Annotated in this window: 24 protein-coding genes and 1 tRNA gene; 15 read left to right on the top strand and 10 right to left on the bottom strand. The window is 60.6% G+C overall.

What is annotated here, in order from left to right; all coding sequences use genetic code 11:
- Window positions 1–11 precede the first annotated feature (11 nt).
- From F0P97_RS20630 to F0P97_RS20575, 12 genes are read left to right on the top strand one after another with little or no spacing between them, the layout of a single operon-like run.
- Complete coding sequence (locus F0P97_RS20630; protein WP_182283764.1) at window positions 12–2,810, top strand: phage tail tape measure protein; 2,799 nt, start codon at window positions 12–14, stop codon at window positions 2,808–2,810.
- A gap of 3 nt (window positions 2,811–2,813) precedes the next feature.
- On the top strand, window positions 2,814–3,170 hold the full coding sequence (locus tag F0P97_RS20625; protein ID WP_232096890.1) for a hypothetical protein: 357 nt from the start codon (window positions 2,814–2,816) through the stop codon (window positions 3,168–3,170).
- Window positions 3,167–3,628, top strand: coding sequence for a DUF1833 family protein (locus tag F0P97_RS20620; protein WP_182283763.1), 462 nt, complete (start codon window positions 3,167–3,169; stop codon window positions 3,626–3,628). The genes F0P97_RS20625 and F0P97_RS20620 overlap by 4 nt, the downstream gene beginning before the upstream one ends.
- Window positions 3,628–4,032 (top strand): hypothetical protein, encoded by a 405-nt coding sequence (locus F0P97_RS20615; protein WP_182283762.1) that lies wholly within the window; start codon window positions 3,628–3,630, stop codon window positions 4,030–4,032. Before F0P97_RS20620 ends, F0P97_RS20615 begins: the two co-directional genes overlap by 1 nt.
- Window positions 4,023–10,919 (top strand): host specificity factor TipJ family phage tail protein, encoded by a 6,897-nt coding sequence (locus tag F0P97_RS20610; protein ID WP_182283761.1) that lies wholly within the window; start codon window positions 4,023–4,025, stop codon window positions 10,917–10,919. The genes F0P97_RS20615 and F0P97_RS20610 overlap by 10 nt, the downstream gene beginning before the upstream one ends.
- Window positions 10,920–10,936: 17 nt before the next feature.
- The gene (locus F0P97_RS20605; RefSeq protein ID WP_182283760.1) at window positions 10,937–11,710 is read left to right on the top strand and encodes a hypothetical protein; all 774 of its coding nucleotides are present in this window, start codon (window positions 10,937–10,939) and stop codon (window positions 11,708–11,710) included.
- Between the two features lie 6 nt (window positions 11,711–11,716).
- Window positions 11,717–12,946, top strand: coding sequence for a phage head spike fiber domain-containing protein (locus F0P97_RS20600; protein ID WP_182283759.1), 1,230 nt, complete (start codon window positions 11,717–11,719; stop codon window positions 12,944–12,946).
- A complete protein-coding gene (locus tag F0P97_RS20595) occupies window positions 12,943–13,512 on the top strand; it encodes a hypothetical protein (RefSeq protein ID WP_182283758.1) in 570 nt (189 codons plus the stop codon). Before F0P97_RS20600 ends, F0P97_RS20595 begins: the two co-directional genes overlap by 4 nt.
- A 2-nt stretch (window positions 13,513–13,514) precedes the next feature.
- The gene (locus tag F0P97_RS20590; protein ID WP_182283757.1) at window positions 13,515–13,805 is read left to right on the top strand and encodes a hypothetical protein; all 291 of its coding nucleotides are present in this window, start codon (window positions 13,515–13,517) and stop codon (window positions 13,803–13,805) included.
- 36 nt (window positions 13,806–13,841) lie between these two features.
- The gene (locus F0P97_RS20585) at window positions 13,842–14,132 is read left to right on the top strand and encodes a hypothetical protein (RefSeq protein WP_232537996.1); all 291 of its coding nucleotides are present in this window, start codon (window positions 13,842–13,844) and stop codon (window positions 14,130–14,132) included.
- Window positions 14,129–14,599, top strand: coding sequence for a lysozyme (locus F0P97_RS20580; RefSeq protein ID WP_182283755.1), 471 nt, complete (start codon window positions 14,129–14,131; stop codon window positions 14,597–14,599). Before F0P97_RS20585 ends, F0P97_RS20580 begins: the two co-directional genes overlap by 4 nt.
- Window positions 14,596–15,090, top strand: coding sequence for a hypothetical protein (locus F0P97_RS20575; protein ID WP_182283754.1), 495 nt, complete (start codon window positions 14,596–14,598; stop codon window positions 15,088–15,090). Before F0P97_RS20580 ends, F0P97_RS20575 begins: the two co-directional genes overlap by 4 nt.
- A gap of 2 nt (window positions 15,091–15,092) precedes the next feature.
- Here the strand turns inward: F0P97_RS20575 and F0P97_RS20570 are convergent, their stop codons facing one another.
- The 4 genes from F0P97_RS20570 to F0P97_RS20555 form a co-directional block, all read right to left on the bottom strand.
- The gene (locus F0P97_RS20570; RefSeq protein ID WP_182283753.1) at window positions 15,093–15,305 is read right to left on the bottom strand and encodes a hypothetical protein; all 213 of its coding nucleotides are present in this window, start codon (window positions 15,303–15,305) and stop codon (window positions 15,093–15,095) included.
- Complete coding sequence (locus F0P97_RS20565) at window positions 15,305–16,603, bottom strand: Y-family DNA polymerase (protein ID WP_182283752.1); 1,299 nt, start codon at window positions 16,601–16,603, stop codon at window positions 15,305–15,307. The genes F0P97_RS20570 and F0P97_RS20565 overlap by 1 nt, the downstream gene beginning before the upstream one ends.
- A gap of 6 nt (window positions 16,604–16,609) precedes the next feature.
- On the bottom strand, window positions 16,610–17,023 hold the full coding sequence (locus tag F0P97_RS20560; protein WP_182283751.1) for a LexA family protein: 414 nt from the start codon (window positions 17,021–17,023) through the stop codon (window positions 16,610–16,612).
- 211 nt (window positions 17,024–17,234) lie between these two features.
- Window positions 17,235–17,319 (bottom strand) — tRNA-Leu (locus F0P97_RS20555).
- Between the two features lie 40 nt (window positions 17,320–17,359).
- Between F0P97_RS20555 and cysM the strand changes: the two genes are divergently transcribed.
- The 3 genes from cysM (at window position 17,360) to F0P97_RS20540 (ending at window position 19,382) form a co-directional block, all read left to right on the top strand.
- Window positions 17,360–18,265: a cysteine synthase CysM gene (cysM, locus tag F0P97_RS20550; RefSeq protein ID WP_003078715.1), complete on the top strand. Its 906-nt coding sequence runs from the start codon at window positions 17,360–17,362 to the stop codon at window positions 18,263–18,265.
- Between the two features lie 197 nt (window positions 18,266–18,462).
- A complete protein-coding gene (locus tag F0P97_RS20545; protein ID WP_182283750.1) occupies window positions 18,463–19,086 on the top strand; it encodes an NUDIX domain-containing protein in 624 nt (207 codons plus the stop codon).
- A gap of 68 nt (window positions 19,087–19,154) precedes the next feature.
- Window positions 19,155–19,382, top strand: coding sequence for a sulfurtransferase TusA family protein (locus tag F0P97_RS20540; RefSeq protein WP_003052800.1), 228 nt, complete (start codon window positions 19,155–19,157; stop codon window positions 19,380–19,382).
- 70 nt (window positions 19,383–19,452) lie between these two features.
- Here F0P97_RS20540 and galU read toward each other — a convergent pair whose 3' ends face one another.
- The 6 genes from galU to F0P97_RS20510 form a co-directional block, all read right to left on the bottom strand.
- Window positions 19,453–20,340, bottom strand: a complete 888-nt coding sequence (gene galU / locus F0P97_RS20535) for a UTP--glucose-1-phosphate uridylyltransferase GalU (protein ID WP_003069120.1) — start codon at window positions 20,338–20,340, stop codon at window positions 19,453–19,455.
- Between the two features lie 71 nt (window positions 20,341–20,411).
- A complete protein-coding gene (locus F0P97_RS20530; protein ID WP_182283749.1) occupies window positions 20,412–23,315 on the bottom strand; it encodes a valine--tRNA ligase in 2,904 nt (967 codons plus the stop codon).
- A 342-nt stretch (window positions 23,316–23,657) separates the two neighbouring features.
- Window positions 23,658–24,308, bottom strand: coding sequence for a VOC family protein (locus tag F0P97_RS20525; protein ID WP_182283748.1), 651 nt, complete (start codon window positions 24,306–24,308; stop codon window positions 23,658–23,660).
- Between the two features lie 194 nt (window positions 24,309–24,502).
- Entirely contained in the window at window positions 24,503–25,078 is a 576-nt protein-coding gene (locus F0P97_RS20520) for a YceI family protein (RefSeq protein WP_182283747.1), read from the bottom strand.
- An 82-nt stretch (window positions 25,079–25,160) separates the two neighbouring features.
- A complete protein-coding gene (locus tag F0P97_RS20515) occupies window positions 25,161–25,724 on the bottom strand; it encodes a YceI family protein (protein WP_182283746.1) in 564 nt (187 codons plus the stop codon).
- A gap of 133 nt (window positions 25,725–25,857) precedes the next feature.
- Complete coding sequence (locus tag F0P97_RS20510; RefSeq protein ID WP_182283745.1) at window positions 25,858–26,406, bottom strand: cytochrome b; 549 nt, start codon at window positions 26,404–26,406, stop codon at window positions 25,858–25,860.
- Window positions 26,407–26,610: the final 204 nt, after the last annotated feature.

The raw sequence follows: 26,610 nt of genomic DNA, 5'->3' as shown, positions 1-26,610 counted from the left end.
GGAGTCGCCTGATGAGTGAAGGGCAGCGCATTGGCATTTACCTCGATCTGTTCGGCGCCGGCAAGGCTCAGACTGACCTCAAGGCCGTGGGTTCGGGGCTTAATGCCCTGGGCCCGGCCAGCCAGGCCGGCGCACGAGCTGCCACGCAACAACTGGGCACCATGCAGGTTTCTGCCGCCCAGACCGCTGCCGCGTTGCGCCAGGTGCCTGCACAGTTCACCGACATTGTGGTGTCGCTGCAGGCTGGTCAGCAGCCCTTGACGGTGCTTCTGCAGCAGGGCGGGCAGCTCAAGGATATGTTTGGCGGTGCTGGGCTTGCTGCAAGAGCCTTGGCATCGTATGTCGCAGGTTTGCTAACCCCGCTGACCTTGATCGCCGGTGCGGTCGCCGCACTTGGCGTGGCGTACTACCAAGGCAGCCAGGAACAAGACAAGTTCAATCAATCCATCGTCATTAGCGGCAACTTGGCGGGGGTGACTGCGTCCAAGTTGGCGGAAATGGCTAAGTCCTTGTCTTCCAAGGGCTACAGCCAATCAGGCGCGGCAGATGTCTTGTCTCAGCTGGTGGCTACAGGCAAGGTTGGCGAGCAGCAGCTGGAGCGCTTTGCGGCCGTGGCCATGGATCTGGAAAAGCGCGCCGGCATTCCAATCGCCAAGACCGTTGAAAGCATGGCCGCGCTGGGCAAGGAGCCCGTGCAGGCTTCGATGCGGCTCAATGAGCAGTATGGATATCTGACCACTGCAACCCTGGCCCAGATCAAGGCTCTGGAGGATGAGGGTCGCAGCTCTGAGGCTGCCGCCAAGGCTCAGCAGGCCTATGCAGATGCCATGGCGGGGCGAACCAAAGAGCTCACTTCCAATCTTGGCTATATCCAGCGTGCCTGGGAAGGCATCAAGGGTGCGGCATCGAGTGCATGGAATGCCATGCTCAATGTCGGCCGTCCTGAGACTGAGGATGATGTGCTTGCACGGCTGCGCAAGCAGCTGGAGACTCGAAAGGCGCAGTCTCCCACGGTTGGCAACGATGCAGCTTGGCAGGCTGGCAATACCAAGCTGGAAGCGCAGATTGCGAATCTGGAAAAGACGTTGGCGTCAAAGAACGGCAATGCAACACAAACTGCAGCCAGCCGGGCTATCCAAAATGCAGGCAATTCTGCCTTGAAGGATGCGGACTCTGTCTTTGATAAGGCTCGCACCAATGCGGAAAAAGCTGATGATGCGATACAAAAATTCAGGCTCAGCATCAAGGCGATACGTGCAGCCTTAGATGATCCGCTTACAACATCGAAAGATCGAGCCGAACTTGAGAAACGCCTCGATCCAAAGAGAATTGCGGCCGCTGAAGATGCTCTGCGAAAGCAGTACGCGGACAAGGGTAAGGGTGGCGCTTCGGTGCAGTCTGCAGATCGTCGCCTGGATCTGAGTGAACTCCAGAATGCAATGCGGCAAGAGCAGGCCATGCTTGGCCAGCAACAGCAGCAATTGGAGCTGGCGCGCAGTGCAGGTTTGATCTCTCTGGAGGATTACTACCGGCAAAAGCGTGGGCTGATTCAGAAGAATGCCGGCCTTGATGAGGCTGGCACGCAGCAGCAGATCGATCGCCTGGAGCAGGAAAAGACCAAGGGTGCTGATGCGCTCAATGTGCAAAAGCAGATTGTGGATCTGCGCGGCAAGCTGGCTGTGCGCCAGATTCAGACACAGAACGAACTGGCTGCAGTAGATCAGCAGGCCGCACAGGCTGCGCGTCAGCATGCTGCATCCATTCAGCAGCTGGGCACGGCCTATGAAGCCTATGTGACTCAATTGCAGCGCCGCGCTGATCTGGAGGTGGCTGGGCAGAGCATGGGTGACCGTCGCCGTGGTCATGTTCAAGGCTTGAGCAGTATTCGTGAGAACTATCAGGCCCAACTGACCCAGCTCGATGATCACAAGGGCATGGCTGCCGTCTGGACGCCTGAAAACGAGGAGTTCTACAAGGCCAAGCGCGCCACTCTCGTGAGGCAGCTGGCTGATGAAGAGCGCATCTACGACGAAACCTACGACCGTATTTCTGAGAGCCAATCCAACTGGATCACGGGCGCGATGCGTGCAACCGAGAACTATCTCGACTCCACGCGCGATGTGGCAGGCCAAACGCAAAACCTCTGGATGACCGCATATCAGGGGGCCGAGGACATGCTGCGCAGCTTTGTCAAAACAGGGAAGGTCGAAGTCAAGGACTTGTTCGGCACCATCGTTTCCGAATACGTCGTGATGAAAGGGCGCTTGATGATGGAAAGCGCCTTGGGTGGTGGTGGCGGTGGTCTGTTGGGCTTCCTTGGCGGCATGGTTGGTGCCAAGAGCAAGGCCACAGGCTCTGCAACCGGCTCGGGTGTCATGTCTGCTTTGCAAGACCTCGGCGTGTTCGCTAAGGGTGATGTCTTCAGCAACAGCCCGAGCCTGAGCCAGTATCGAAATCAGATCCACAGCTCGCCAAAGTTCTTTGCCTTCGCCAAGGGGGGTGCGCCTCGTATGGGTGTGTTTGCAGAGGCTGGTGAGGAGGCAATCATGCCGCTGACGCGCGGCCCGGATGGAAACCTTGGCGTGCGTGCCTCGGGCGGACCTGGTCGGTCTGGTGGTCCATTGGTGAATGTTCAGTTCGAGGTCAATAACTACTCGGGCGCGGAGGTTCGCCAGCGTGAAGAAACCAGCGCCATGCCCGATGGCTCTGTGTTTAAACGCTTCATTCTTGATGTGGTGGGAGAGAGCTTTGATTCTGGCAGTGGAGCGCCTTACACGAGCGCCAAGCGGCGTTTTGGGCTGGGGGGCTAAGACATGGCAGCACTTCCTTCATATGTCGTTGTCCTTCTCGATGGCTATTCCGAAGAGTTTGACGCGGGTGTCATCAAGAGCGATATGGAGCGCGGTTTGAGCAAGTACCGGGTTGGTCAGAGCAGGGTAGTGACGACTGTGGCGGTGAATCTCGCTTTCGAGTCGGCGGACGATGTCAATCGCTTTGAGGCGTGGTACTTCAATGACATCAAGCGTATTGGCTGGTTTGACTTTCAAGACCCTCGCACGAATGCGCTGCGCTCCGTTCGCTTCAAGGATGGTGCGCTGGGTCAGCTCCAGCCTATGTCTGGCGGGTTTGGGCTGAGCCGCCGAAGCGCCACATTGGAGTACCTGCGATGACCGACTTCCGCACGCGCAATCAGCGCCTTACCAACGATGTCGGGCATATCGAGTTGCTGGAGATCACAAATCGGAGCTTTTCAGAGTCCATGTGCATCTGCAATGACGTGCAGGACTTTGTGAGCCAGGGTGTCAGCTATATAGGCCTGCCCTTTAGCTTCACTTTGCCTGATGACGTTTCCGGCCAGGCACCGCGCATGCGCCTGAGCATCGATAACGTGGGTCGAGGCGTCAGCGACGAACTGGAACGCCTGCAGCCAGGTACGACCACGATGGCCAAGCTGATCATCGTTCCGCGCGATAAGGCCGATGTGCATCAGCACGTTTACTGGCTGCCCATTTCCAGCGTGAGTATCAGCGGCGCTGCTGCCCAGGCCTCTTGCAGCGTCGATGAGATCGTGCGGCGTGCCGCATGTCAGCAGATCGTCAACCCTCACACCTTGCCGGGGATCTTCTGATGCTGGACGCCCTGCAACTCGACCGATTTGTCGGCATCCCCTATTGCCCGCGCCACATGGACTGCGCAGACCTGGCCCTGCTGGTGCAGCGCGATCTGTTTGGCCGTCAGGTGGTGCTGGCCGGAAAGCGCGCGCGTCCACTGGGGGCAGTCGATCAGGCAGCCGCCATTGCCAGCTACTGCGATGAGCTGGGTACGGCCGTGGGGCAGCCCCAGGACGGTGATGCCGTGCTGATGCGCGACTTTGATGCCGCGCAGGCCGGCCACATCGGCATTTACGTGTTTACCAATTACGCACCGCATGTGCTGCACACCTCTCACAAGTTGGGGGCGTCTGTGCTGCACCGCGTGCAGGACTTGCAGGGCTACGGCCTGGTCGTTGAGGGCTTTTACCGATGGAACTGAATCGCGCTGAATCTGCTGCTGTGGCTGCCGTTGGCGGAGTCTCCGCCGATGTGCTGGACATGGCGGGGCGTCTGGTCGTCTCGCCCAATGCGCTGACGTTGGACGGTCAGCGCAACGTGCCGGCAGACCTGCAGCCTGGTGAGAGCCTGGATTCTTTCCTCGATCGCCATGTGCCGGGAATTCGCTCGGGCGCCTGGACCGTCATGATTGGTGGGGCCGTGGTGCCTCAGGCCATGTGGGCGCGGACCTTCCCCAAGCATGGGCAGTTGATCGCATGCCGCGCTGTGCTGCGCCGCTCCGCCCTGCAGCTGGTGGCTCTTGCCGCACTGACCTACTTTTCCGGCGGGATAGCCTCTGCAATCTATGGCGCTGCAGGCGGCACCTATGTGGCAGCGGCAGCGGGCACTTGGATCTCTGCCATTCAGGCCGGTGTCTTCATTGCGGGCTCGGTGCTGATCAACAAGGTTCTGGGCCCCAAGATCCCGTCGGTACAGTCTCTGGCCCAGAAGCAGATCTACAGTCTGAGCGATCAGCGAAACACCGCACGGCCGTATGAGCCTATCCCCGTGCTTTGGGGTGAGATGCGTGTGACGCCCGACCTGGCCAGCAAGGCCTATGCATGGTACGAGGGCGACGACCAGTACCTGAGCACCATCTTGCTCGGCGGCATCAATGTGCACAGCGCTGCAGATCTCGCCATCGGTGATACGCCCATCGGTAACTACTCCGATGTGAGCGTCTACTACAACGGATTTTCCGGCATGGCAAGCCAGAGCGTGCCGCTATACAGCAATGTGGATGCTGTCGCCGGCGCCGAGTTTGTGAATGGCGGTGACTGGATCACGCGCACGGGATCTGCGGGGGCAGGCGTGCTGCAGCTGGACATTGAGGGGCAGTTGTATGACGTAGGCGGCAAAGGCAACATCAATGCCAACTGGGTCGATCTGACGATTCAGGCTCGTTTAGTCGGTGCCCCTGCCTGGACTACGCTGAGCAGCAGCACGCTGAGCAATGCCAGCACCGATGTGCTGCGCCGCACCTTATCGTTTGATGTGGCGCCCGGCCAGTATGAGGTGCGTGCCAAGCTGGGCCTGCCGCGCTGGAACGATGGCGGCTCTGGCGACGCCTGCAAGTTTTCCTGGGTGTCTCTCAAGAGTGTGCAGGCCGACACCACCGATTACAGCCAGTGGGGGCGCATCGGCATCAAGATCCGTGCCTCCGGCCAGCTCAGCGGCAGCCTGGATCAAGTGCGTGCCACCTATCGCGCCAAGCCTATGCCGATCTGGACGGGTACCGGCTGGGCCACGGCCACCACCCGCGCTGATGGTCTGTCCAACCCTGGAGCCATCCTGCTGCAGACACTGCGCGGCGTGTGGGTGACGGACTTCCAAGGGAAGCGCATCCTGCAGTTTGGCTTTGGCCTGTCTGACGAGCAAATCGACATCGAGGGCCTGAAGGCTTTCATGCTGCACTGCGAGGCGCGTGGCTACACCTACGACAAGTGGATTACTTCCAACGTGTCTCTGGGCGCCTTCTGCGAAGAGGTCGCCCTGGCCGGTATGGGCGAATTTGCCTGGACCGATGGCAGCCGGCCCACGGCCGTCTTTGTGACCAACGGCCAGCCCAACAGCGCTGTGGTCAACATGGCCAATATGCTCAAGGGCGGTTTCAGCGTGGATTACGCGCTGAGCAACGCCGCTGACGGCATCGAGTACCAATGGCTGAATCGCGACACATGGGAGATGACGACCCTGCGCGTGATGGCCCCCGGCGTGACCACCATGCTGAGCCCGGCCCGCGTGACAGGTGAGGGCATCACCAGCGAGCAGCACGCCGCCGTCATGGCTCGTTACCACCTGGCCCAGAGCCTGTACCAGTACAAGACCGTGCACTACACGGCAGACATTGAGCATCTGGACTATCGCCGACTGTCGGTGCTGTCGGTCTCCCATGACCTGACGCAATGGGGCTTTGGCGGCAGGGTGATGGCTGCCAAGCGCATCGGCGCCCAGGTGCAATTGACCCTGGATGAGCCGGTGCCGGCCCTGGCCTCTGCCTACATCGGCCTGCGTGTGCCTGGCGCGCGTGACTACCGTGTGTGGCCCGTGCAGCCGCTGGCGTCTGAGTCGGATGTTGTCACCCTGGTGGGCGAATGGCCCGCAGATCTGGACTTCCCCGGCGAAGGCGTCGGCAACCCCGCGCACGACACCCTGTGGTGCTATGACTTCAAGGCCACGCCAGGCTATCGCGTGCGCGTGACTGGCATCGATCCCGAGTCGGATCTGAAGGGCGCGCGCATCACGGCCGTGCCCGAAGGGCCCGAGTTCTGGGACTACGTGCTCAACGGCACCTATGTGCCCGCGCCCAACCAGAGCAGCATTCCCCAGCTGGGCCGCCCCGTGGTCAAGAACTTGCGCGTGTCCGAAAAGGTCAATCTGCAGGGCGATACTGAGTGGTATGAGCTGTCCTGCGTCTGGGACGTAGAGGGCGATTGCGACCATGCCCAGGTGTGGGCCGGCCGTGACGGCTCCGAGCTGCGCCTGGTGGACGGCAACGCCCAGGGCGCCCGCAGCACCTTCCGCATCGATGGGGCGGGGGAGTGGTTGATTGTCGTGCGGCCGTTCAATGCCAGCGGCAAGGCCGGACAGTCTGCCGAGAAGCTCTACATCACCACAATGACGCAGGTGCCGCCTCGCAATCCTGGCACCTTTGTGGTCCAACAGGTCACCGGCGGTCTGCGCCGCTTTGCCTGGATGTACGCCGGCGACAAGCCTGCCGCATTGGCCGGTGTGCAGATCCGCTACCTGCCGGGCGATATCCCGCTGAGCGTGGACATGTGGGATGCCATGCAGCCTCTGGGTGAGGCTGACGACATCTATACCGCTCAGTTTGAGGCGAGCAAGCCCCAGGCGGGAGTGTGGACCTTCGGCCTGCGCGCGATCGATACAGCCGGGCAGCTGGCCAACGGTATCGTGCGCTTTTCCATCAATCTGGATCAGAGCTTTGACCAGATCCAGCAGCCGGATCTGACGCCTCCACCCTTGGTAACAGGCTTGATGGCGACAGGCATGCTCACTTCGGTGCAGGTGGCATGGGATGTCCCACTCTATACCGTGGGTCATGGTCATGCCCGCACGGAGATCTGGGCCGGGCAGGGTGCTGATCTGCAGCAAGCCGCCCAGGTGGGCGAGGGCTATGCAGGGCCTATCAGCTTCAGTGCCAAGCCGGCACAAAGCTGGAATATCTGGGCTCGCAACGTCAGTGTCGATGGTGTGCCGGGGAGCTGGGTTGGCCCCGTAGCCGCAGTTACGGGCGAGGATGTGGCCGGCCTGCTGGAGGTGTTGGCTGGAAAGGTTGGGCCAGAGCAGCTCACGCCGATAGTGGTGGACAAGATCGACCAGATTGATCTGATCGACTTTGATCGCATTGACGCGCTCAACGATTTCAGCCTAGAGCAGTTGGAGTCTGTGGCGCAGGTAGATCTCAAGCGCCTTGATCTGATTGACATTGAGGGCGGTCCGCTGGGCAAAAGCCTGGTGACCGCAGCAGCTCAGCAAGATGCGCTGAACCAGCAGGTGCGCGGCAATATGGAGGATATGGCCACAGGCTTGCTGGAAGCTGCGCTGGCTGCCGACGCTGCGCTCGAGCGCATCACCGATGCTGGTGTGTATGTCGATCCAGCTACTGGCCAGGTCAAGATCTATGGGCTAGAGACCACCAAAACCCAGGTCACCAATCTGGAGGTGCTGCTGGATGCGCTGTCTGGTCAGTTGCAGCTCAAGGCTTCCACGGCATACGTGGACGGAAGGATTGCCGAGGCAGTGCTTTCGCCGGCAGATCTGCTGCTGTATGAGGGGCTGGATGCACGCCTCATCAATGTGGTGCAGCAGCTCGACAGCATCAACGGCACGCTCAGCAGTAAGGCCGAGGCACTTGAGTTGCAGAATGCGGTTGCCCGGCTGACCACCGCAGAAAGCAATCTCGATGCCCTGGGCGCGCAGATCGCTTTGCGCGTGACGCGGGCCGAGTATGAGGCCGCCCAAGACGCTCTGCAAACCAGGCTTGGCAGTGCCGAGTTGACCTTGTCGGCGTTGGATGTGCCAGCTATCACGGCTACGGTAACTGCTGTGAGCAAGTTGCAGCGTGAATCAGACAAGACCGCACAAGCTCTGCTGCAGGACATCCTGAACGGTGAATACAACCGGGTGCAGGCCCAGGATGCCCTGGCGTTTGCGCGCAACCAACTGAGCGCTTCGATACAGGAAGGGCTGTCAGCAGAGGCGGCGGCACGCACTCAGCTGGCGGCAACCGTGGGCCAGCAAGCGGCAGCACTGGAGCAGGAATCGCTGACGCGCGCAACGGCGGATGCAGCCGAGGCCAGCCAACGCCAAGCCCTGGCGGCCACGGTGCAGGGCCACCAGCAGCAAACGGCTGCCGCGATTGAGGCCGAGGAAACGGCCCGAGCCAATGGCGATGCGGCCGAAGCGGCACAGCGTGAAGCCCTGCGCGCGCAAATGCAGGGCGAGACCGACACGCTGGCGGCGTTGCTGGAGGAGGAGGCCTTGACCCGCGCCACGGCGGACAGTGCCGAAGCCACGGCCCGGCAGCAACTGGCCGCACAGCTGCAGCAGGCGGAAAGCGCCCTGGGCGCGCAAGTGACAGACGAGCGCAATGCCCGCATTGCCGCCGATGAAGCCGAGGCAGCTGCCCGCAGCGCTCTGGCCGCCCGCTTGGATGGCAAGGACAGCGATCTGGCTGCACAAGTCACGGCAGAGCAGTCTGCCCGCGTGGCGGGTGATCAGGCCGAAGCCCTGGCCCGCCAGCAGCTGGCCACCCGGCTCGATGGTGTGGATGCCTCGCTCTCGTCGCAAATCACCAACGAACAAAGCGCTCGATCCGCTGGCGACGCGGCTGAAGCGCAGGCCCGCCAGCAGTTGGCGGCAGTAGTGGAGCAGGCACAGTCCTTACTGCAGGCCCAGATCACGGATGAAGCCACCGCCCGTGTTGAGGGTGACCGTGCAGAGACCGCCTCGCGCGAAAGCCAGATCTCGGCATCTCGGGCATTGAGCCAAAAAGAGAGCGAGCGCACGGCGCAGGCGCTGTTGCAAGACATCCTGACTGGTGAGCGCAATAAGGAGGAGGCCAGGGCAACACTGGCTCTGGCCAAGTCTGAGCTGGCCACGCAGATCCAGGAAGGCTTGAGTGCGGAGGCTCTGCAGCGCACCCAATTGGCGGCCATGGTGGATGGGCAAAAGGCGGCGCTGGCGGAGGAGTCCCGCGTGCGGGCCGACAACGATGCAGCAGAGTCGGCGACTCGAGCCGCTTTGGCGGTACAGGTGCAGCGCGGGCAGGAGCAGACTCAGGCCCAGATTCAGGAGGAGAGGCAAGCACGCGCAGACGCAGATGCGGCCGAAGCCGGTGCCCGCCAGCAGCTTGCGGCCAAGGTGCAAACAGATCAGGAGGCGATTCAGTCCCAGATCACCGCCGAGTCCCAAACAAGGGCTACGGACATCGCAGCAGAGGCCGCACAGCGCGCACAACTGGCGGCCATCGTGGGTGATAACCATGCAGCAGTGCAGCAGCAGTTCACGGCACAGGCCGGCATCAATGGGTATCTGGCTGCCAAATACTCACTGGCCGTGCAGGTGGCCAGCGGGGGGCAGGTGGTGGTGGGTGGCATGCAGATCACCGGCGCCGCAGAGGGCGAGGAGGGTGCCAAGATTGCTGTTGCATTTGCGACGGACTCGTTTTGGATCGCCGCACCTGATGGGTCCAAGTCCAGCGTACCGTTTTACGTGCAGCCGCAGGACCAGGTGATTAACGGCCAACTGGTACCTGCTGGGGTTTTCATGGACTCCGCGCGAATTGGCAATGTCGACGTGCTGCTAGGTCGCTTCGGCTCGCTGTTTGCGGACAAGGTGCAGGCCACGGCTATCAGTGCCAGTCAGCTCACTGCCGGCAATGGCGTGATTGGCGGCACCCTGAAATCCAGCAACTACGTGGCCGGCTCCAGCGGCTGGACGCTGCGACCAGACGGCATGGCAGAGTTCTCGGGGGTGATCGTGCGCGGGACCGTGTATGCCTCATCGGGGCAGGTGGGGGGCGTCACGATTGCAAGCAATGAGCTGCATTCCAGCAATTGGAACGGCGTTTACGGGCCTACTGGCACGGGCTGGGCGATTCGGGCCAACGGAGAGGCCTATTTCAACGGCCTCAACATCCGAGGGCAGATCAACGGCGGTGCCTATACGGGCTACGGCTGGCCTGCAGCTGGGCAAAGTGGCTTCCATCTTGGGCCAAGCGGCCTGCTGATCGGGAATGCCAACAACGGCAAGTATCTGCAAGTCACTGCCGATGGTGATATTTACACGCCGGGCTTCAATGTCGTTGGTGGTGTGATGACCGTCCACCAGGCCAACATCATTGACACCCTGCAGATCAAGAGCGGAGCTCTTACTTCCGTGACTCCGCGGTGGCGCGGCAATGTTGCATTTTTCGTGTCCGTCAGTCGGAAGCTCGATGAGTTTGCAGTGTCTCCAGAGTATCAAAACATCATCTATCTGGAATGGGTGAACAACATCGGTGGCGACGGCCTGTATGTCATGGCCTATAGGGGTGACGGGGAAAACAGTTCGGCTGTGGGCGTTCTCTATCCGGGCGCTTATGCCCGCGTAGAGCTGCAGTTTTATGCCAATGGCTCTTATATGGGGACTGCATCCGTAGAGGTCTTTCAGGGCATTGGGAATTACGTCATCACTCCCATGTTCGCGGTGCCCTTGGGGGCCACCGGTGTGCTCGTGAATATGCCGCCGATTTCACGCAATTCGCCCGAAGGTCAGCGCTCGCTGAACAACATCAAGATCACAACCATCTCGATCAAGAGATAACCATGAAGGACTGCTAAATGGCATGGTACAGAACTGGCACCGTCGCGGTGACCAACAACAGCAACGTCATCACCGGCACAGGCACCTCATGGGTGGATGGTGCAGCGGTTGGTGAAACCTTCCTGGGGCCTGACGCGCAGGTCTATGAGATCACGTCCATCGTGAGCGGCACCAGCTTGCGCATCAGCCCTAACTACAAAGGCAGCACGGCCACGGTCCAAGCCTACGCAATCATGCCCACCCAAGGCTATTTGCGTGATCTGGCTGCGCAGGCTGCTGCGCTGGTCAACAGCTATCAGGCGGTGCGAGATGGCGCTGGGGCCGGCAAGTTTCCTGCGGGTACCACTACGGGATCGGGGCAGACGCTGCAGCTGATTCCCAGTGTGCGTGGTGCGGCCGACGAAAACACTGGCCTGAACTTGCCTGGGTCCGATGTTCTGCAGCTGGTAACCGGCGGGGTTGCGCATCTGCAGATCGCTGCAGATGGCACGCCCACCGGCAATGCAGTGACCAAGGCGCCGGTCAGCACGGCTCAGCAAGATGCCATCAATGCAGCTGCCGCGGCATCGGTGCCTACCTCTGCTGTGGGCCCCGATCCTGCTCAGGTCCCTTCCGTCCAGTTACTGGGTCGGCTGGCCTTCTTGGATGTCTTGGGCACGCTCATGGTCTCGAAGAACCAGCCCGCTGCCATCGGATCCTTTTGGACCGAGCGTGTCAGCGACACAACCATCAAGCTATTTCTGCGCGGTGACGATGGCATCGCGCGTTCCGCAACCCTTACTTTGAGCTGATCTGATATGGCAACAATTCTGAATATGCCTGAGTTGCGTCCCGCGGTGCTGCTGGACTTCGCCAACAGCGGGCAGGTGGATCCGCGTATCTCGTTCACGCGTGCGTCCGCCGCCACGCGCTGGAATGCAGCTGGCGTGCGGGAGACTGTTCCGGCCGGCGTGCCGCGTATCGACTACGACCCAGCGACCGGCAAATGCTTGGGTCTGCTGGTGGAGGGGGATCGCACGAATTTGGTAAGGCGCAGCAACGAGTTTTCGCATGCGGACTGGGTGCAATCGGCCTTGGTCGGCATTGGAGCCCCAGACGCCAACCTTATGACGAAACTGGTCGCTACGACCGAGAATCGAACACACGAGCTGTATTCGGCTACCTCGTCCATAGGGTTTGCCGATGAAACTCTGCTCACGATCTCAGTTGAGGCGAAGGCAGATGGAGCCAACTTCTTTTGGCTGCGTTGTGTTAACAAGGCGGGCAGCTTCCCTTCCGCAACCTTTAACCTCCTTACGGGGGCGGCATCACTGCGTGGAGCTATATCCGCCAGCATGAGGTCGCTAGGGGGTGGCGTCTACCGATGCTCAGCAACTTTTAATCTGGGGGCTGGAGCATCGGGCTCTGCTGGTCGCACTGTGCTGGCTCTTGCATCTGGAGAAGGTGCCGGCGCCGAGGTGTTCGCTGGCGACGGTGTTTCAGGTGTGTGGTTCAGGAATGTTCAAACAGAGGTCGGTGCTTTCGCCTCTTCGTATATTCCCACTGTTTCAGCGGCGGCAACGCGGGCGGCTGACAGTGTCACGTTGCAGCTGTCGTCTCCAGTGTCGGCCGGAGCTTTGGTTGTGGCGGCAACGCCCAATGGCTGGTCAGGTGCTGATGCTCGCTTTGTGTCGCTGACAGATGGCACGACAGCCAACTGCGTGGCCCTGCACTTGAGCCCCAATGGCAATGGGTCCATCGCTTCAGTGGTCACTGCGGCTGGGAACTTCCAGTATGGGCCAGCGGAAAGCGCCATCCTGCCATTGCGCCGACTGTCTCGTGCACTTACCTGGGGGCAGGCCTCAGCAAGGGTGGCAACCAATGGTGTACTTGCCGCGCCAAGTGGAGCCATAACCTTGCCGGCTCCCATGAACAGGCTAGATATCGGGAACCGGCTGAATACCCAATTTTTCTCGGGCCACATCGAGAGGTGTGCGCTCTACGCCGCCCGCATTACCGATAGCCAACTGCAAAGGATCACGGCATGACCGCGTATTTACGTTTCCCAATGGAATCTGCGGCACGTTCCGCGCTGGACAGCTGGATTGTTGATGACGGCCTGCCCGCCTATATCGGTGCTGTGGCTGTGGATGTGGTTGGCGTGATTTTTCGACCAACCGGCGAACTGATTCAGACACAGGATGGAGAAGTCCCAGTGATGGCGCCAGTGCCCGGCTTCCACATCAACCTGAGCGATCGCATTCCAGAGCTGCAGCAGTTCGAGATCGAGCCGCCCGAGAACCCAGACCGCGTCTTCGCTGGCAGCAGCGAGTCGCAACCGCCTCGAGTACCGACCGAGGTGGCTCGCTGGCAAGCCAAGCTGGCCCTGATGCACCAGGTGGATGGGCAAGGCGTATCTCTCTGGGATCGCCTGCAGCAGCTGCGTGAATCGCTCACGGATACCGAGCAGCAGACCATGCTCGATGCGGCCATGAATGAGGTCTTGAACTGGAAGCGCTACAGCCCCACGGTGCTGTGGGTTGCCGAGCAGCTCGGGCTTACGGCTCAACAGGTGGATGAGCGCTTTATCTACGCGCACGCGCTGGAGCTGTAGCCATGGACTGGACACCTTTGATTCATGCCCTGATTGCAATGCTGGTACAGGCTCTGGTCGGCCTGGTAGCGGGCAATTGGTGGCTCGGTGGCGCGCTGGCCTGCAGCTGGTGGCTGGCGCGCGAGCACACCCAAGCCGAATACCGCTGGATTCAGGCGTTTGCAGGCGGGCGCCGCACGGGCATGCCCTGGTGGGGAGGGTTTGATCCCAGGGTATGGAACTGGGCCAGTGGGCTGGATGCGCTGGCACCGGCGCTGTTTTGCCTGCTGCTGTTCATTACAACCAAGCCATAGGAGGGGCTGATGGAGGAGCTAATCGATGAACTGCCCGTGCTGGAGCATGAGCAGATTAAAGAACGGTTGGACGAAGGGAGTGAGCGCATGGCAACCATCGAGCGCGATCTGAAAGCCCTTGCGCAGGGCCTTTATGAAGAGCGTCAGGAGCTGCAGGAACTCAAGCAGCAGCTGGCGGAAATGCTGGAGTTTTTCACCGCCATGAAGGGTGCATTCAAGGTGCTGAACTGGGTTGGCAAGGTAGCTAAGCCTCTGGCGGCCATCGTCATGCTGGGCGGTGCCTGTGTGGGCTTTTGGACCGCAATCAAAGGAGTGACAAGCCGATGAGCTGGAAAGAAAGACTTATTGCGGCCATTGGCGGCGCTGCCGTGGCCCTGGCTGTGCCCCTGGTGCAGAAGTACGAGGGCACCGTGCTGCGCAGCTACCGCGACCCGGTCAACGTGTTGACCAGTTGCACTGGGCATACCGGCCCCGAGCTGCGCGATGGGCAGACGTTCACTCGTGAGCAGTGCGAGGAGATGCTTTACAAGGACTTGGCCAAGCATGCCAATGCACTGAACTGCATCAGCGTGCCGCTGACCGATGGCCAGCGCGCGGCCTTTGTGAGCTTTGCCTTCAACGTGGGCGATGACGCCTTCTGCCGCAGCACCTTGGTGCGCAAGGCCAATGCGGGCGACATTGACGGCGCCTGTGCCGAGCTGAGCCGCTGGACATTCGCCGGCGGCAAGCAACTGCCCGGCCTGGTCAAGCGTCGTGCTGCAGAGCGTCAATTGTGCGAGCGGGGGCTGGCATGACCGGCGCATCTCGAATCTGGCCGTGGCTGGCCCTGGCCCTTGCCCTGCTGCTGGCTGTGCAGACCCAGTGGCTGGCTAAGGTTGAGATTTCCCAAGCAAAGCAGGCTGTAGAGATCGCCCAGCAATCGCAAGTCGCTACTGAAACGAAAGCGGTTGCCGTGGTGGCGCACGGCGCTGCCCAACAGGAAAACACCCATGACTACACACACGAAATGGCCCGCCTGGAGGCTGGCCGCGCTGCTGATGCTGCCCGCATTGCAAGCCTGCAGCACGACATCCGCAGTGCCGCGACCCGCAACGCCCAGCTTGCCAGTGACGCCGCTGCCAGCAGAGATCTCGCAGATCAGCACCAGCGACTCGCAGCCCTTGCTGCGGGAGGCGCGGGCATGGTTGGCCAGCTTGTCGGACTGGTCGAGCGCCGAGACGCCCAAGTCAGCGCCCTGAAAGGGCAGGTGCAGGTAGACAGGGCGCTGATCGAGCAGCTGCAATAGTTCTAGGGCTCGCAATCTTCTGCAAGCCACTGCCGCATTTGCAGATAGGGGGAATGGCTGGCGAAGTCCAGACAGGTGGGGTGCTGGGCCTGCAGGAACTCATAAAAAAGGTGCATGGCAGTGCCTGGGTGCGGGTGCATGTCGGCATCGGCCAGTCTTTCTTGCCAGTTGACCCAGTGGCTCAGAATGGCTTGTTGTGCATCGACTCGTCTCATCAGGCCCTCGCTATGGGGATGTCTTCGATCTTGGTGGTGTAGCGTGGTGTGCGGCGTTCTTGCCGCATGCGCCAGCCGCTCTCGTCCTGCTCGGGCATGCCAGTGCTGGCGACATGCACCGTGCCCTTGCCAAAGCGCTTGTTGACCTTGTCCATGGCTTCCATCAGCTTGCTCTGATCGCGGCTGGGTTCCTGAAAAAGCAGATCGCCTTGCTGTACTTCTGCAGGGCACAGGTCTTGCAGCATGACGCCGGCCTTGGATAGTTGGTAGCCAGGCTGGTAGATCGATCGCAAGCCGCGCACGGCCGCATTCACTAGCGCCTTGGTGTCGGAGGAGGGCGGCTGGAGTTGAATCACTGCCGTTTCGTAAAACCTGCGGCCTGATCTGAATGGCGAGGTATGCGCGAAAACATGCAGAGCGCCTGCGCGTAAGCTGCCAGCGCGCAGCTTTTCTGCGGCCCTGGTTGCAAATTCGCTCACGGCTTCAATCAGTGGGGGTAGGGTGGTGATGGGGTGGCCGAAGCTGCGGGTGCATGCAATCTGTTTTTTTGCGGCGGGAGCTGTCTCCAAGCTCATGCAACTCACGCCCTGCAGCTCGCGCACCGTGCGCTCGAGCACGACGCTCCAGCCATCGCGCGCGGCATGTGCCGGCATCCTGGCCAAGTCCAGCGCCGTTAACACGCCTTGCTCGGCCAGTTGGGCCGAGATGCGCCGGCCCACGCCCCAGATCTCGCCGGCAGGCGTGCGGCCGAGGATATCGGTGCGCTGCTGGTCGGACAGCTCGGCCCAGTTGCAGACCCGTTGCAGCTCTGCAGGGTAGCTGCCCGGTTTGCGCTCCGAATCCTTGGCGACATGATTACAGAGTTTGGCCAGGGTCTTGGTGGGAGCGAGGCCCACACAGGTGGGGATGCCGGTCCATTTCAGGATGCGCGCCCTAATGGCAAAAGCGCGCCGGGTCAGATCCCGCACGCCATCCAGATCCCCAATGAATGATTCATCGATGCTATAGATTTCTTGAGTGGGCCCCAGGCCGGCAGCCAGCGACATCATGCGGTCGCTCATGTCGCCGTACAGCTCAAAGTTTGGAGAGAGGCAGACCAGACCCTTGTGCTCGACCAGGTCGCGCAACTGAAAAAATGGCTGCCCCATCTTCACGCCCAAGGCCTTGGCCTCGTCGGAGCGTGAGATGGCGCAGCCGTCGTTATTGCTCAGGACAACAACAGGAATGCCCTGCAGAGAGGGTCTAAACGCCCTCTCGCAGCTGACGTAGAAGTTGTTTCCATCGATAAGCGCGAACATACATGCTCATGCAAAGCGCTTGATGCAGGACTTGACCACGCCCCAGATTTCCAGCTCCTGGTTTTCTTTGGGGACGATGTCGGGGTAGGTGGGGTTGCCGGCCCGGAGCCTGAAATTGCCGCCAGCGTTGTACAAGACTTTGACGGTGAAGTCATTGTCAAGCACGGCCACGACGATGCTGCCATGGCGTGCGCGCAGTGCCCGGTCGACCACGATGATGTCGCCATCATCAATGCCGTACTCGCGCATGGACGGCCCGGCCACGCGCAGCAGGAATGTGGCCTGTGGATGTTCTACCAACAGCTCGGCAATATCTAGCCGCTTGCCTGAGAAGTCCTCGGCTGGTGAGGGAAAGCCTGCGCGCACGCTGCAATCTGCCAGAGGCAAAGCAACTGGGGAGGCAGTGAGTTGGACGGGCATGCCGCTCAAGAGTCGATGACTGTACATAAATACAGTATATCAATCGGCCGCGGCCTAAGGCTAGGTGCCCATTTTTTGCAGAGTGGTCATTGCAACCGGATCTTTTCACGAACGCAGCAAAACTCAACCACGAACGCGCAAGGGGGAATCAAAAAATAAATGGGCAAAGAAAAAGCCGCTAAGTCCTTGAGACTTAACGGCTTTCAGTATGTGGTGCCCGGGGCCGGAATCGAACCGGCACGCCTTGCGGCGGGGGATTTTGAGTCCCCTGCGTCTACCAATTTCACCACCCGGGCTTCGCTTAGCGCAGACGCGAATTATGGCACAGTATTGGACATGAAAACTTATTCGACCATCGAACATGCTATCGGTCACACGCCGCTGGTGGCATTGCAACGCATCGGCGCGGATGCCAACCGTGAACGTGCAAACGTGGTACTGGGCAAGCTCGAAGGCAACAACCCTGCCGGCTCCGTCAAGGACCGGCCTGCGCTGTCCATGATCCAGCGTGCTGAAGAGCGCGGCGAGATCAAGCCTGGCGATGCACTGATCGAGGCAACGTCGGGCAACACCGGCATTGCCTTGGCCATGGCAGCAGCCATCAAGGGCTATCGCATGATTCTGATCATGCCCGAGGACCTGTCCATCGAGCGCGCCCAGACCATGAAGGCCTACGGTGCCGAACTGATTCTGACGCCCAAGAGCGGCGGCATGGAATATGCACGCGATCTGGCCGACCAGATGGTGGCGCAGGGCAAGGGGGTGCTGCTGGACCAGTTTGCCAACCCCGACAATCCTCGGGCCCACTATGAAACCACAGGGCCGGAGCTGTGGGAGCAGACGGGTGGTGAGATCACCCACTTTGTGAGTGCCATGGGTACTACCGGAACCATTACCGGCGTGGCCAAGTTCCTCAAGGAAAAGAACCCGAATATCAAGATCATCGGCGCTCAGCCTTCCGAGGGCTCGCGCATTCCTGGCATCCGCAAGTGGCCCGAGGAATATCTGCCCAAGATCTATGACGCTTCTCTGGTCGACGAGCTGGTCTATGTAACCCAGGACGATGCCGAAGACATGGCCCGCCGCATGGCGCGCGAAGAGGGCATTTTCGCGGGCATTTCTGCTGCCGGTGCACTGTGGGTGGCTCAGGAAATTGCCAAACGCGAGCAGAACGCCACCATCGTGTTTGTGGTGTGCGACCGCGGCGATCGCTACCTCTCCACAGGCGTGTTTCCGGCATGAGCCATGTCTTTTGCGTGATAGCGCAAAAGAGAATCAAAGCTCCAAATGACCGTCAGCGCTTATCCATCAAGCGCTGACTGCTATCAATATCAAGAATAGGACTTACGCAAACAAGAATGCAACAGCGGCCTGCCTTCTGAGACAGACGCCTCGCCTGAACCCGTTTTGCGTAAGTCGTGAAGAATACGGAGAGCCTCATGGCTTATGAAGTGCGCTTTTGTTCCAACTGCGCGACTGAGCTGCAATGGATTGTGGCCAGCGAGGACAGCGGCGAGGTACAGCGTCTGCGCTGCCCGAGCTGCGGGTTTACGCATTGGGGCAATCCCACGCCGGTGCTGGCGGCCGTGGTGGAGGGTGATGACGGCCGGGTGCTGCTGGCGCGCAATGCGCTGTGGCAGGAGGGCGTTTTCGGTCTGATCACCGGCTTCATGGAGGCCGGTGAATCGCCTGAAGCAGGTATCTGCCGCGAGGTTCTGGAAGAGACGGGGCTGCGCGTGAAGGCACTGCGTCTGCTGTGCTGCTCGGAGTTTCTGCGCATGAATCAGGTGCTGATTGCCTACCATGTGCGCGTGCAAGGCCGGCCTGAGGATGTGAAGCTTTCTCCCGAGTTGCTGGAATACCGTTGGCAGACGGCCCAGGAGTCGCTGTGCTGGCCTGCAGGCACGGGCTACGCTCTGGCCGAGTGGATCAAGCAAAAAGGCTTCGAGCCACGTTTTGGTGCTTTTCGTCCCGGCCAGAACCCCGAGCCTGACCCTGCCAAATGGCCTGTGCGACGCTGGGGCGAGGATCCGCGCTTTACAGTGGCCCCGGCTCTGGTTTGAGCAAAGACCGCGCTGGCGCTGCCAGCGCCCGGTTTTTCTACAATCGGTGCTGACGAGGAATCCACCCCATGCACGTAGACCAAGAAGTTGATACCCGCGGCCTGAACTGTCCGCTGCCCATTCTCAAGGCCAAGAAAGCGCTGGCTGCCATGCAAAGCGGCCAATTGCTCAAGGTCGTGGCCACGGATACCGGCTCCATCCGGGACTTCCAGGCCTTTGCCAAGCAGACCGGCAACGAGCTGGTCGAGCAGCAGACGGTTGGTGATGAATTCATCCATATCCTGCGTCGGCGCTGAGAGCATTAGACGCACAAAAGGCCTGCGTTTGCAGGCCTTTTGTCATCAGAGCGGCTTTGGTAGATTTCGCTTATAGGCTCAGGCTCTTGAGGTATTCGCGAAAGCTGTCACCCACATCGGGGTGCTGCAGAGCCAGTTCCACCGTGGCCTCCAAAAAGCCTTCCTTGCTGCCGCAGTCATAGCGCTTGCCCGCATACTGGAAGGCATAGACGGCTTCATGAGCCATCAGCCGTTCGATGGCATCGGTCAGCTGGATCTCGCCACCCACACCCTTTGGCTGGTTGCGGATCTCGTCAAAGATGGCGGGAGTCAGCACGTAGCGGCCGGCCACACCCATGCGCGATGGCGCTTTCTCGGGAGCGGGCTTCTCCACGATCTCGTCGATGCGCATCAGAGGTCCGCCTGCAGGCTCGCCCTTGACGATGCCATAGCGCTTGGTGTGCTCAAGCGGAACTTCCTGAACAGCAAGTAGTGAGCGGCCCTGTTTCTGGAAGGCGGCCGTCATCTGCGCCATCACGCCGGGGCCGCCATTCTCTCCTGTCATCAGGTCGTCGGCCAGAATGACGGCAAAGGGCTCATTGCCGACCAGGGGTTGTGCGCACAGAACGGCATGGCCCAGGCCCAGGGAGCGGGGCTGGCGCACGAACAGGCAATTCATATCGGCAGGGCTGACGCTGCGTACCAGGTCCAGCATGGCTTGCTTGCCGGCATTCTCCAGCTCGTTCTCGAGCTCGTACGAAGTGTCGAAATGGTCTTCGATGGCCCGCTTGCTGCGGCCGGTAACAAAGACCATGTCGCGGATTCCGGCCTCATAGGCCTCTTCCACGGCGTACTGGATCAGCGGCTTGTCCACGACGGGCAGCATTTCCTTGGGTGAAGCCTTGGTGGCGGGCAGAAAACGGGTGCCCAGGCCTGCAACTGGGAACACGGCTTTGCGGACGCGGGTTTGATTGCTCATGTGCTTGTCTGTTCTGGATGGAAAAAAGGCGCAGTTGCCTGCGCCTTGTCGTTGCGAAAGTTTACTAGGGATCAGCCCAGTCTAGCCAGTTGCTCGTTGATGCGGACCAAGGTCGAGCCGAAGTCGGCAAGGCGCTTGCGCTCTTGTTCCAGCACTGCGGCAGGAGCCTTGGCACAGAAGGCCTCGTTGCTCAGCTTGCCGTTGGCCTTGACGATCTCGCCTTCCAGGCGCTTGGCTTCCTTGGACAGGCGGGCCTTCTCGGCTGCCACGTCGATCTCGACAAACAAAGCCAGGCGGATGTCGCCCAGGACGTTGACCGGAGCGGTCTGTGCGGCGGTAGCCCATGCTGCTTCGTCATCGAACACCTTGACTTCGCTGAGCTTGGCCAGGTTCTTGAGCACGTCGGCATTGGCGCGCAGAAATGCCGAATCCTCGGCATTGCCGGCCACGGTGAGCAGCGGCAGGCGTTGAGCGGGCGACACGCCCATCTCGCCACGCAGCGCGCGGCAGGCATCCACCATCTGCTTGATGCGGCCCACGTAGGCGATAGAGGCTTCGTCGATCTTCTCCGGCTGTGCTTCGGGGTAGCGTGCCACGGCAATGGACTCGCCCTTGAGTCCGGCCACGGGGGCGACCTGCTGCCACAGCTCTTCCGTCACGAACGGAATGATGGGGTGGGCCAGACGCAGAATCGCCTCCAGCGTACGGATCAGCGTGCGGCGCGTGGCGCGCTGCTGGGCCTCGTTGCCGGTCTGGATCTGCACCTTGGCGATTTCCAGATACCAGTCACAGAACTCGTTCCAGACGAAGTCGTAAATGGCATTGGCCACGTTGTCGAGGCGGAACTCGGCAAAGCCCTTGGCCACTTCGGCCTCGACTTTTTGCAGCTGAGAGGCGATCCAGCGGTCGGGTTGGCTGAAGTGCATATAACCCGCAAACTCGCCGCCGGGCTGGCATTGCTCCTTGGTGTGAGATGCCAGGCCGCAGTCATGGCCTTCGCAGTTCATCAGCACGAAGCGCGAGGCGTTCCAGAGCTTGTTGCAGAAGTTGCGGTAGCCCTCGCAGCGCTTGCTGTCGAAGTTGATGCTGCGGCCCAGCGAGGCCAGGGCCGCAAAGGTGAAGCGCAGAGCATCGGCGCCATAGGCGGGGATGCCTTCGGGGAATTCCTTTTGCGTGTTCTTGCGCACCTGTGGCGCGGTCTCGGGCTTGCGCAGGCCTGTGGTGCGCTTGTCCAGCAGAGGCTCCAGCGAGATGCCGTCGATCAGATCCACGGGATCCAGCACATTGCCTTCGGACTTGCTCATCTTCTTGCCTTGCGCATCACGCACCAGGCCGTGGATGTAGACATGCTTGAACGGCACGCGACCCGTGAAGTGCGTGGTCATCATGATCATGCGGGCGACCCAGAAGAAGATGATGTCGTAGCCCGTCACCAGCACCGAGGAGGGCAGGTAGAGGTTGAAGTCGTCATCGGCCGCATGGCCCTGCTCGGGCCAGCCCATGGTGCTGAAAGGCACCATGGCGGAGGAGTACCAGGTGTCCAGCACGTCAGCGTCGCGGGTCAGCTGCTTGCCGGGAGCCTGGGCCTGGGCTTCGGCTTCGTTCTTGGCAACGTAGATATTGCCTTCTTCGTCATACCAGGCCGGAATCTGGTGGCCCCACCACAGCTGGCGCGAGATGCACCAGTCCTGGATGTTGTTCATCCACTGGTTGTAGGTGTTGACCCAGTTCTCGGGCACAAACTGAACTTCGCCTGAGGCCACGGCGTCGATGGCCTTCTGGGCAATGGACTTGCCTGTCGGATCCTGGTCGCTGACCTTGCTCATGGCGATGAACCACTGGTCGGTCAGCATGGGCTCGATCACCTGGCCGGTACGATCGCAGATCGGCACCATCAGCTTGTGCTTCTTGATCTCGACCATCAGGCCCAGCTCTTCCAGGTCGGCCACGATGGCCTTGCGGGCCACGAAGCGGTCCATGCCGCGGTATTTCTCGGGCGCTTCGTCATTGATCTTGGCGGTCAGCGTCAGCACGCAGATCATGGGCAGCTTGTGGCGCTGGCCCACCTGGTAGTCGTTCTGATCGTGCGCAGGCGTGACTTTCACCACGCCGGTGCCGAACTCGCGGTCCACGTATTCGTCGGCAATGATGGGGATCTGGCGGCCTACCAGCGGCAGGGTCACGGTCTGGCCGATCAGATGCTTGTAGCGCTCGTCCTCGGGGTGGACCATCACGGCCACGTCGCCCAGCATGGTTTCGGGACGGGTGGTGGCGACCACCAGATTGCCTTCACCGCTGGTCAGCGGGTAGGCGATATGCCAGAGCGAACCGTCTTTTTCCTGATTCTCGACTTCCAGGTCGGACACGGCCGATTGCAGCACCGGATCCCAGTTCACCAGGCGCTTGCCGCGGTAGATCAGGCCTTGCTGGTACAGCTTCACAAAAGTCTCGGTCACCACCCTGGACAGCTTGTCGTCCATGGTGAAGTACTCGCGGCTCCAGTCCACGGTATCGCCCATGCGGCGCATCTGGGTGGTGATGGTGTTGCCGGACTTTTCCTTCCATTCCCAGACCTTTTTGGTGAACTCGTCACGGCCCAGGTCATAGCGGCTCACGCCTTGAGTCTGCAACTGGCGCTCCACCACGATCTGGGTGGCGATGCCAGCGTGGTCGGTTCCGGGAATCCAGGCCGTGTTGTAGCCCTTCATGCGGTGGTAGCGTGTCAGCGAGTCCATGATGGTCTGGTTGAACGCGTGGCCCATGTGCAGCGTACCTGTCACGTTGGGTGGGGGCAGCTGGATGGAGAAGTTGTTGCCTGCAGCGGTAGCTTCGGTACCGGGTTTGCCCGTGCCGCGATAGCCGGCATTGCCGTAGCCGCGCTTTTCCCACTCTGGCCCCCAATGGGCTTCGATGGAGGCAGGTTCAAAAGACTTGGAGAGGCTGTCGAGGCCGGGCTGTTGAATGGTGTCGCTCATGGCTGCGTTACAAGAACTCTGGAAATGAAAACGGCATCCTGAAAAGGGATGCCGTCTGCATGAAAGATAAGGACGGATTGCCAATGATTTTAGCGATCCGATCCAGTGATGAGCGCGGTAGGCCTTATTTCGCCCTTCTGCGCTTATTTATCAGGCGCTTGCAGCTATAAAACCGATACCGATTGAGCTAGCTGCACTTTGAATATGCATGCCCCAGCCAAGGGGCAGCAAGCAAGGCCTGGGGGCGGCCCCAACCGCCCCGCAGCGAGGCTGTCGTCCCCCTCCGCCAAGCACAGAGGGGAAGACGCGAGGCCGCTTAGGCATGGCGCCTCAGTGGGGAGCTTACTTGGTGGGAACAAACTCCGGTCGGTCGTTGTTCTGCGGTTTGAGCGGAGCGCTGGACTTGCCTTCGGCACGTTCCTTGCGCCACTGCTGCTTGCGGGCCGTCCACTCGTCCAGGCGTGCATGGGCGGTCTTGCTTTCCTTGAGCATCTGCAGCTCGTCGGCCAACTGGGCCGTCAGCTCCAGGCGAATGCCGTTGGGGTCGAAGAAGTAGATGCTCTTGAAGATGTGGTGATCTGTCACGCCCAGCACTTCCACGCCGCAGGCCTGCAGGCGGGCCTTGGTGTTTTCCAGCTCCTGCACGGAGTCCACACGGAAGGAGATGTGATTGATCCAGATCGGAGTGTTGGGTGAGGGCAGGGCCGCTTCGTCGTCGCCGATGTCGAAGAAGGCGATGAAGGAGCCGTCCTTGAGGCGGAAGAAGAAATGGGTGTAAGGGCAGTACTCGCCCGTGGAGGGGACGTAGTCGCTCTGGATGATGTGGTAGAGCGGCAGGCCCAGAATGTCCTCGTAGAAGTGACGAGTCTCTTCTGCATCCTTGGCCTTGTAGGCGTAGTGGTGCAGCTGCTGCACGGCGGCAGGTGCGGGCAGCTGGCTCATGTCCGCGCGCCGGGGCTGGGAGTAAACCGGAGTAGGGGCGGCTTGGCTCATGCGATGTCTCCTTCAATTGTGTGAGTGGATTTATTCTACTATTCGTAATTGATTAACCTAAAGTAAATTTTTTAATGAAAGGGATTTGTGTCTGAAGCAGGCCGCAGACGCAAAAAAGCCCGGACCGCTTGCACGGACCAGGCCAAAGAGAGAGCCCGCAAAGGGCTTCACTCGAGAGTCTTTACGGACCTGGATTACTGCTTCACGGCTTCGATCTGCATGACCAGGCGCACTTGCTTGGAGAAGCCATAGGGGATGCCGTAGTCCACGCCCCACTGGGTACGGTCGATGGATGCTTCAAAGTCGCCGCCGCAGACTTCACGCTTTTGCAGCATGGGGCTTTCGTAGCAGGTGAACTTGTTGGCCTTGAGAGTGACGGGGCCGGTCTTGCCCTTGAGCGTCAGATGGCCGGTCACTTCCTTGAGCTTGTCGCCGTCGAAGACAAATTTGTCGGAGACAAACTTGGCGCTGGGGAATTTCTCGGCGTCAAAGATGTCGGCGCTTTGCAGATGCTTGTTGAAAGCGGCGGTGCCGGAGTTCACCGATGTCATGTCCAGCTCGACATCGACCTTGCCGGTCTTGCCTGCCTTGTCGAACTGCACGTTGCCGCTCTTCTTGTCAAAGCGGGCACGGTTGGTCGAGGCGCCAAAGTGATCGATCTCGAAAGTCGCGAAAGTGTGTGTGGGGTCGATGGCGTAAGTGGCAGGTGCTGCCTGGGCAGCAGTGGCAAACAGGGACGCAGCGGCCAGGGCGAACAGGGTGGAACGCATGGTGAATACTCCTTCAGGGATTGGAACTATCAAAACATGAGCTACCAGCGATTGACTATCAAGGGCTGGAGCCGAAAAACGCTTAGAGCTTACCGACGCCGGTCAGAGCCAGCTTGAATTGCACATTGACCTCGTCGGCCACCATGGAGGTGTCCTTCCAGTCACCGTCGCCGATCTTGAAGTTCAGGCGCTTGAGCGCCAGCGTGCCAGCGGCCGTGGTGGTGGCGCCGGACTGGGTCAGCGTCACGGGCAGGCTCACCTTCTGTGCATTGCCCTTGATGGTCAGCGTGCCGTCTACCTGGAACTTGCCACCTCCCAGAGCCTTGACGGCGCTGGAGTCAAAGGTGGCCTGAGGGAATCTGGCAACGTTGAACCAGTCTGCCTTGGGCAGTTCGGCATCGGTTTCCTTGGCACCCATGGTGGCGCTGCCGGTATCGACGGTGAAATGGATCTTGCTGCTCTCAGGCTTGGCGGCGTCGAAGGCAATCTGGGCGTCGAACTTCTTGAAGTGCCCCTTGAGCGGCACGCCCATCTGCTTGGCTTCAAAGTTGACGGCGCTCTGCGCAGGCACCAGGGCTTGAGCCGCCTGGGCAGCAGTGCCCATGAAGGCGGTGGCGATCAGTGCGGAGGAAAAAAGGACTTTCATCAAAAACTCCTTGTGATGAACATACAAAAAACTCAAAAACCGGTGCGCCTTGAAGGTGCGAGACAGCGAGCAAGCGCCGCCGCGCAGCAAAGCTGTCGTCCCCTGGGGAAGCGGCGGGGCCGCTCAGGGGGGACTATTTCCCCGGAATCATGCGTGACAGCAGTCCGTCGCGGTCAATGATCTGATGCTTGATGACGGCTGCGATATGCATCACCACCAGAGCCGCCAGCGCATAGGCCAGATAGCCATGCCAGGGCTTGAGCGCTTCGGCCAGTTCGGGGCTCTTGCTCACCAGGTCGGGCAGAGGCAATTGACCGAACAGCACGATGGGAAAGCCTGCTGCCGAGCTGTACATCCAGCCCACCAGCGGGATGGCAAAAAACAGCGCATACATCAGGTGATGCACGCCATGGTGGGCTACGCGTTGCCAGGCGGGCATGGTGCGGGTGACGGCTTCGGGCAGCTCCGGCGGCCGGTGGGTGACACGCCAGACCAGGCGCAGCACGGACAGGATCAGAATCGTCATGCCGGCCCATTTGTGCCAGTTGAAGTACTTGAGGCGTGTGGGCGAGAAAGGCAGCCCCGTCATATAGAGGCCAAAGGCGAAGATGCCTATCAGTGCCAGGGCCAGAACCCAGTGCAGGGCGATGGCGGTACCGGTATAGCGGGGGCTTGAATTCATGGAAACTGCAATCAGAAAGTGCGGGTTGCGGGCGCTGGGGCCTGCTGAAATTGATATGCAGTGTATGAAGCGGGGAATGCAAAAAGGTTCAGCAGGATTGAGGGCTCGATTCAAAAAAGCTGAATGCCCGAGCCAAAAAGCTCTGGCTTCTACAAGGTTCTCGAGCATCCTGTACAGAGCGAAGTGGGCGCATGCCGTTTTGCA

Origin of the sequence: Comamonas testosteroni (genome assembly GCF_014076415.1) — a bacterium.
Taxonomy (GTDB): Bacteria; Pseudomonadota; Gammaproteobacteria; order Burkholderiales; family Burkholderiaceae_C; genus Comamonas; species Comamonas testosteroni_F.
This window is presented reverse-complemented; position numbering and strand designations above follow the sequence as displayed.

Coding starts and splice junctions, on each gene's coding strand:
- F0P97_RS20610 (WP_182283761.1), top strand. CDS start 4,023: ATGGAACTGAATCGCGCTGAATCTGCTGCTGTGGCTGCCGTTGGCGGA.
- F0P97_RS20520 (WP_182283747.1), bottom strand. CDS start 25,078: ATGCGTTCCACCCTGTTCGCCCTGGCCGCTGCGTCCCTGTTTGCCACT.
- F0P97_RS20595 (WP_182283758.1), top strand. CDS start 12,943: ATGACCGCGTATTTACGTTTCCCAATGGAATCTGCGGCACGTTCCGCG.
- F0P97_RS20615 (WP_182283762.1), top strand. CDS start 3,628: ATGCTGGACGCCCTGCAACTCGACCGATTTGTCGGCATCCCCTATTGC.
- F0P97_RS20605 (WP_182283760.1), top strand. CDS start 10,937: ATGGCATGGTACAGAACTGGCACCGTCGCGGTGACCAACAACAGCAAC.
- F0P97_RS20600 (WP_182283759.1), top strand. CDS start 11,717: ATGGCAACAATTCTGAATATGCCTGAGTTGCGTCCCGCGGTGCTGCTG.
- F0P97_RS20525 (WP_182283748.1), bottom strand. CDS start 24,308: ATGAGCCAAGCCGCCCCTACTCCGGTTTACTCCCAGCCCCGGCGCGCG.
- F0P97_RS20590 (WP_182283757.1), top strand. CDS start 13,515: ATGGACTGGACACCTTTGATTCATGCCCTGATTGCAATGCTGGTACAG.
- F0P97_RS20530 (WP_182283749.1), bottom strand. CDS start 23,315: ATGAGCGACACCATTCAACAGCCCGGCCTCGACAGCCTCTCCAAGTCT.
- F0P97_RS20560 (WP_182283751.1), bottom strand. CDS start 17,023: ATGCCCGTCCAACTCACTGCCTCCCCAGTTGCTTTGCCTCTGGCAGAT.
- F0P97_RS20565 (WP_182283752.1), bottom strand. CDS start 16,603: ATGTTCGCGCTTATCGATGGAAACAACTTCTACGTCAGCTGCGAGAGG.
- F0P97_RS20570 (WP_182283753.1), bottom strand. CDS start 15,305: ATGAGACGAGTCGATGCACAACAAGCCATTCTGAGCCACTGGGTCAAC.
- F0P97_RS20545 (WP_182283750.1), top strand. CDS start 18,463: ATGGCTTATGAAGTGCGCTTTTGTTCCAACTGCGCGACTGAGCTGCAA.
- F0P97_RS20630 (WP_182283764.1), top strand. CDS start 12: ATGAGTGAAGGGCAGCGCATTGGCATTTACCTCGATCTGTTCGGCGCC.
- F0P97_RS20510 (WP_182283745.1), bottom strand. CDS start 26,406: ATGAATTCAAGCCCCCGCTATACCGGTACCGCCATCGCCCTGCACTGG.
- F0P97_RS20580 (WP_182283755.1), top strand. CDS start 14,129: ATGAGCTGGAAAGAAAGACTTATTGCGGCCATTGGCGGCGCTGCCGTG.
- F0P97_RS20540 (WP_003052800.1), top strand. CDS start 19,155: ATGCACGTAGACCAAGAAGTTGATACCCGCGGCCTGAACTGTCCGCTG.
- F0P97_RS20515 (WP_182283746.1), bottom strand. CDS start 25,724: ATGAAAGTCCTTTTTTCCTCCGCACTGATCGCCACCGCCTTCATGGGC.
- cysM (WP_003078715.1), top strand. CDS start 17,360: ATGAAAACTTATTCGACCATCGAACATGCTATCGGTCACACGCCGCTG.
- F0P97_RS20620 (WP_182283763.1), top strand. CDS start 3,167: ATGACCGACTTCCGCACGCGCAATCAGCGCCTTACCAACGATGTCGGG.
- galU (WP_003069120.1), bottom strand. CDS start 20,340: ATGAGCAATCAAACCCGCGTCCGCAAAGCCGTGTTCCCAGTTGCAGGC.
- F0P97_RS20625 (WP_232096890.1), top strand. CDS start 2,814: ATGGCAGCACTTCCTTCATATGTCGTTGTCCTTCTCGATGGCTATTCC.
- F0P97_RS20575 (WP_182283754.1), top strand. CDS start 14,596: ATGACCGGCGCATCTCGAATCTGGCCGTGGCTGGCCCTGGCCCTTGCC.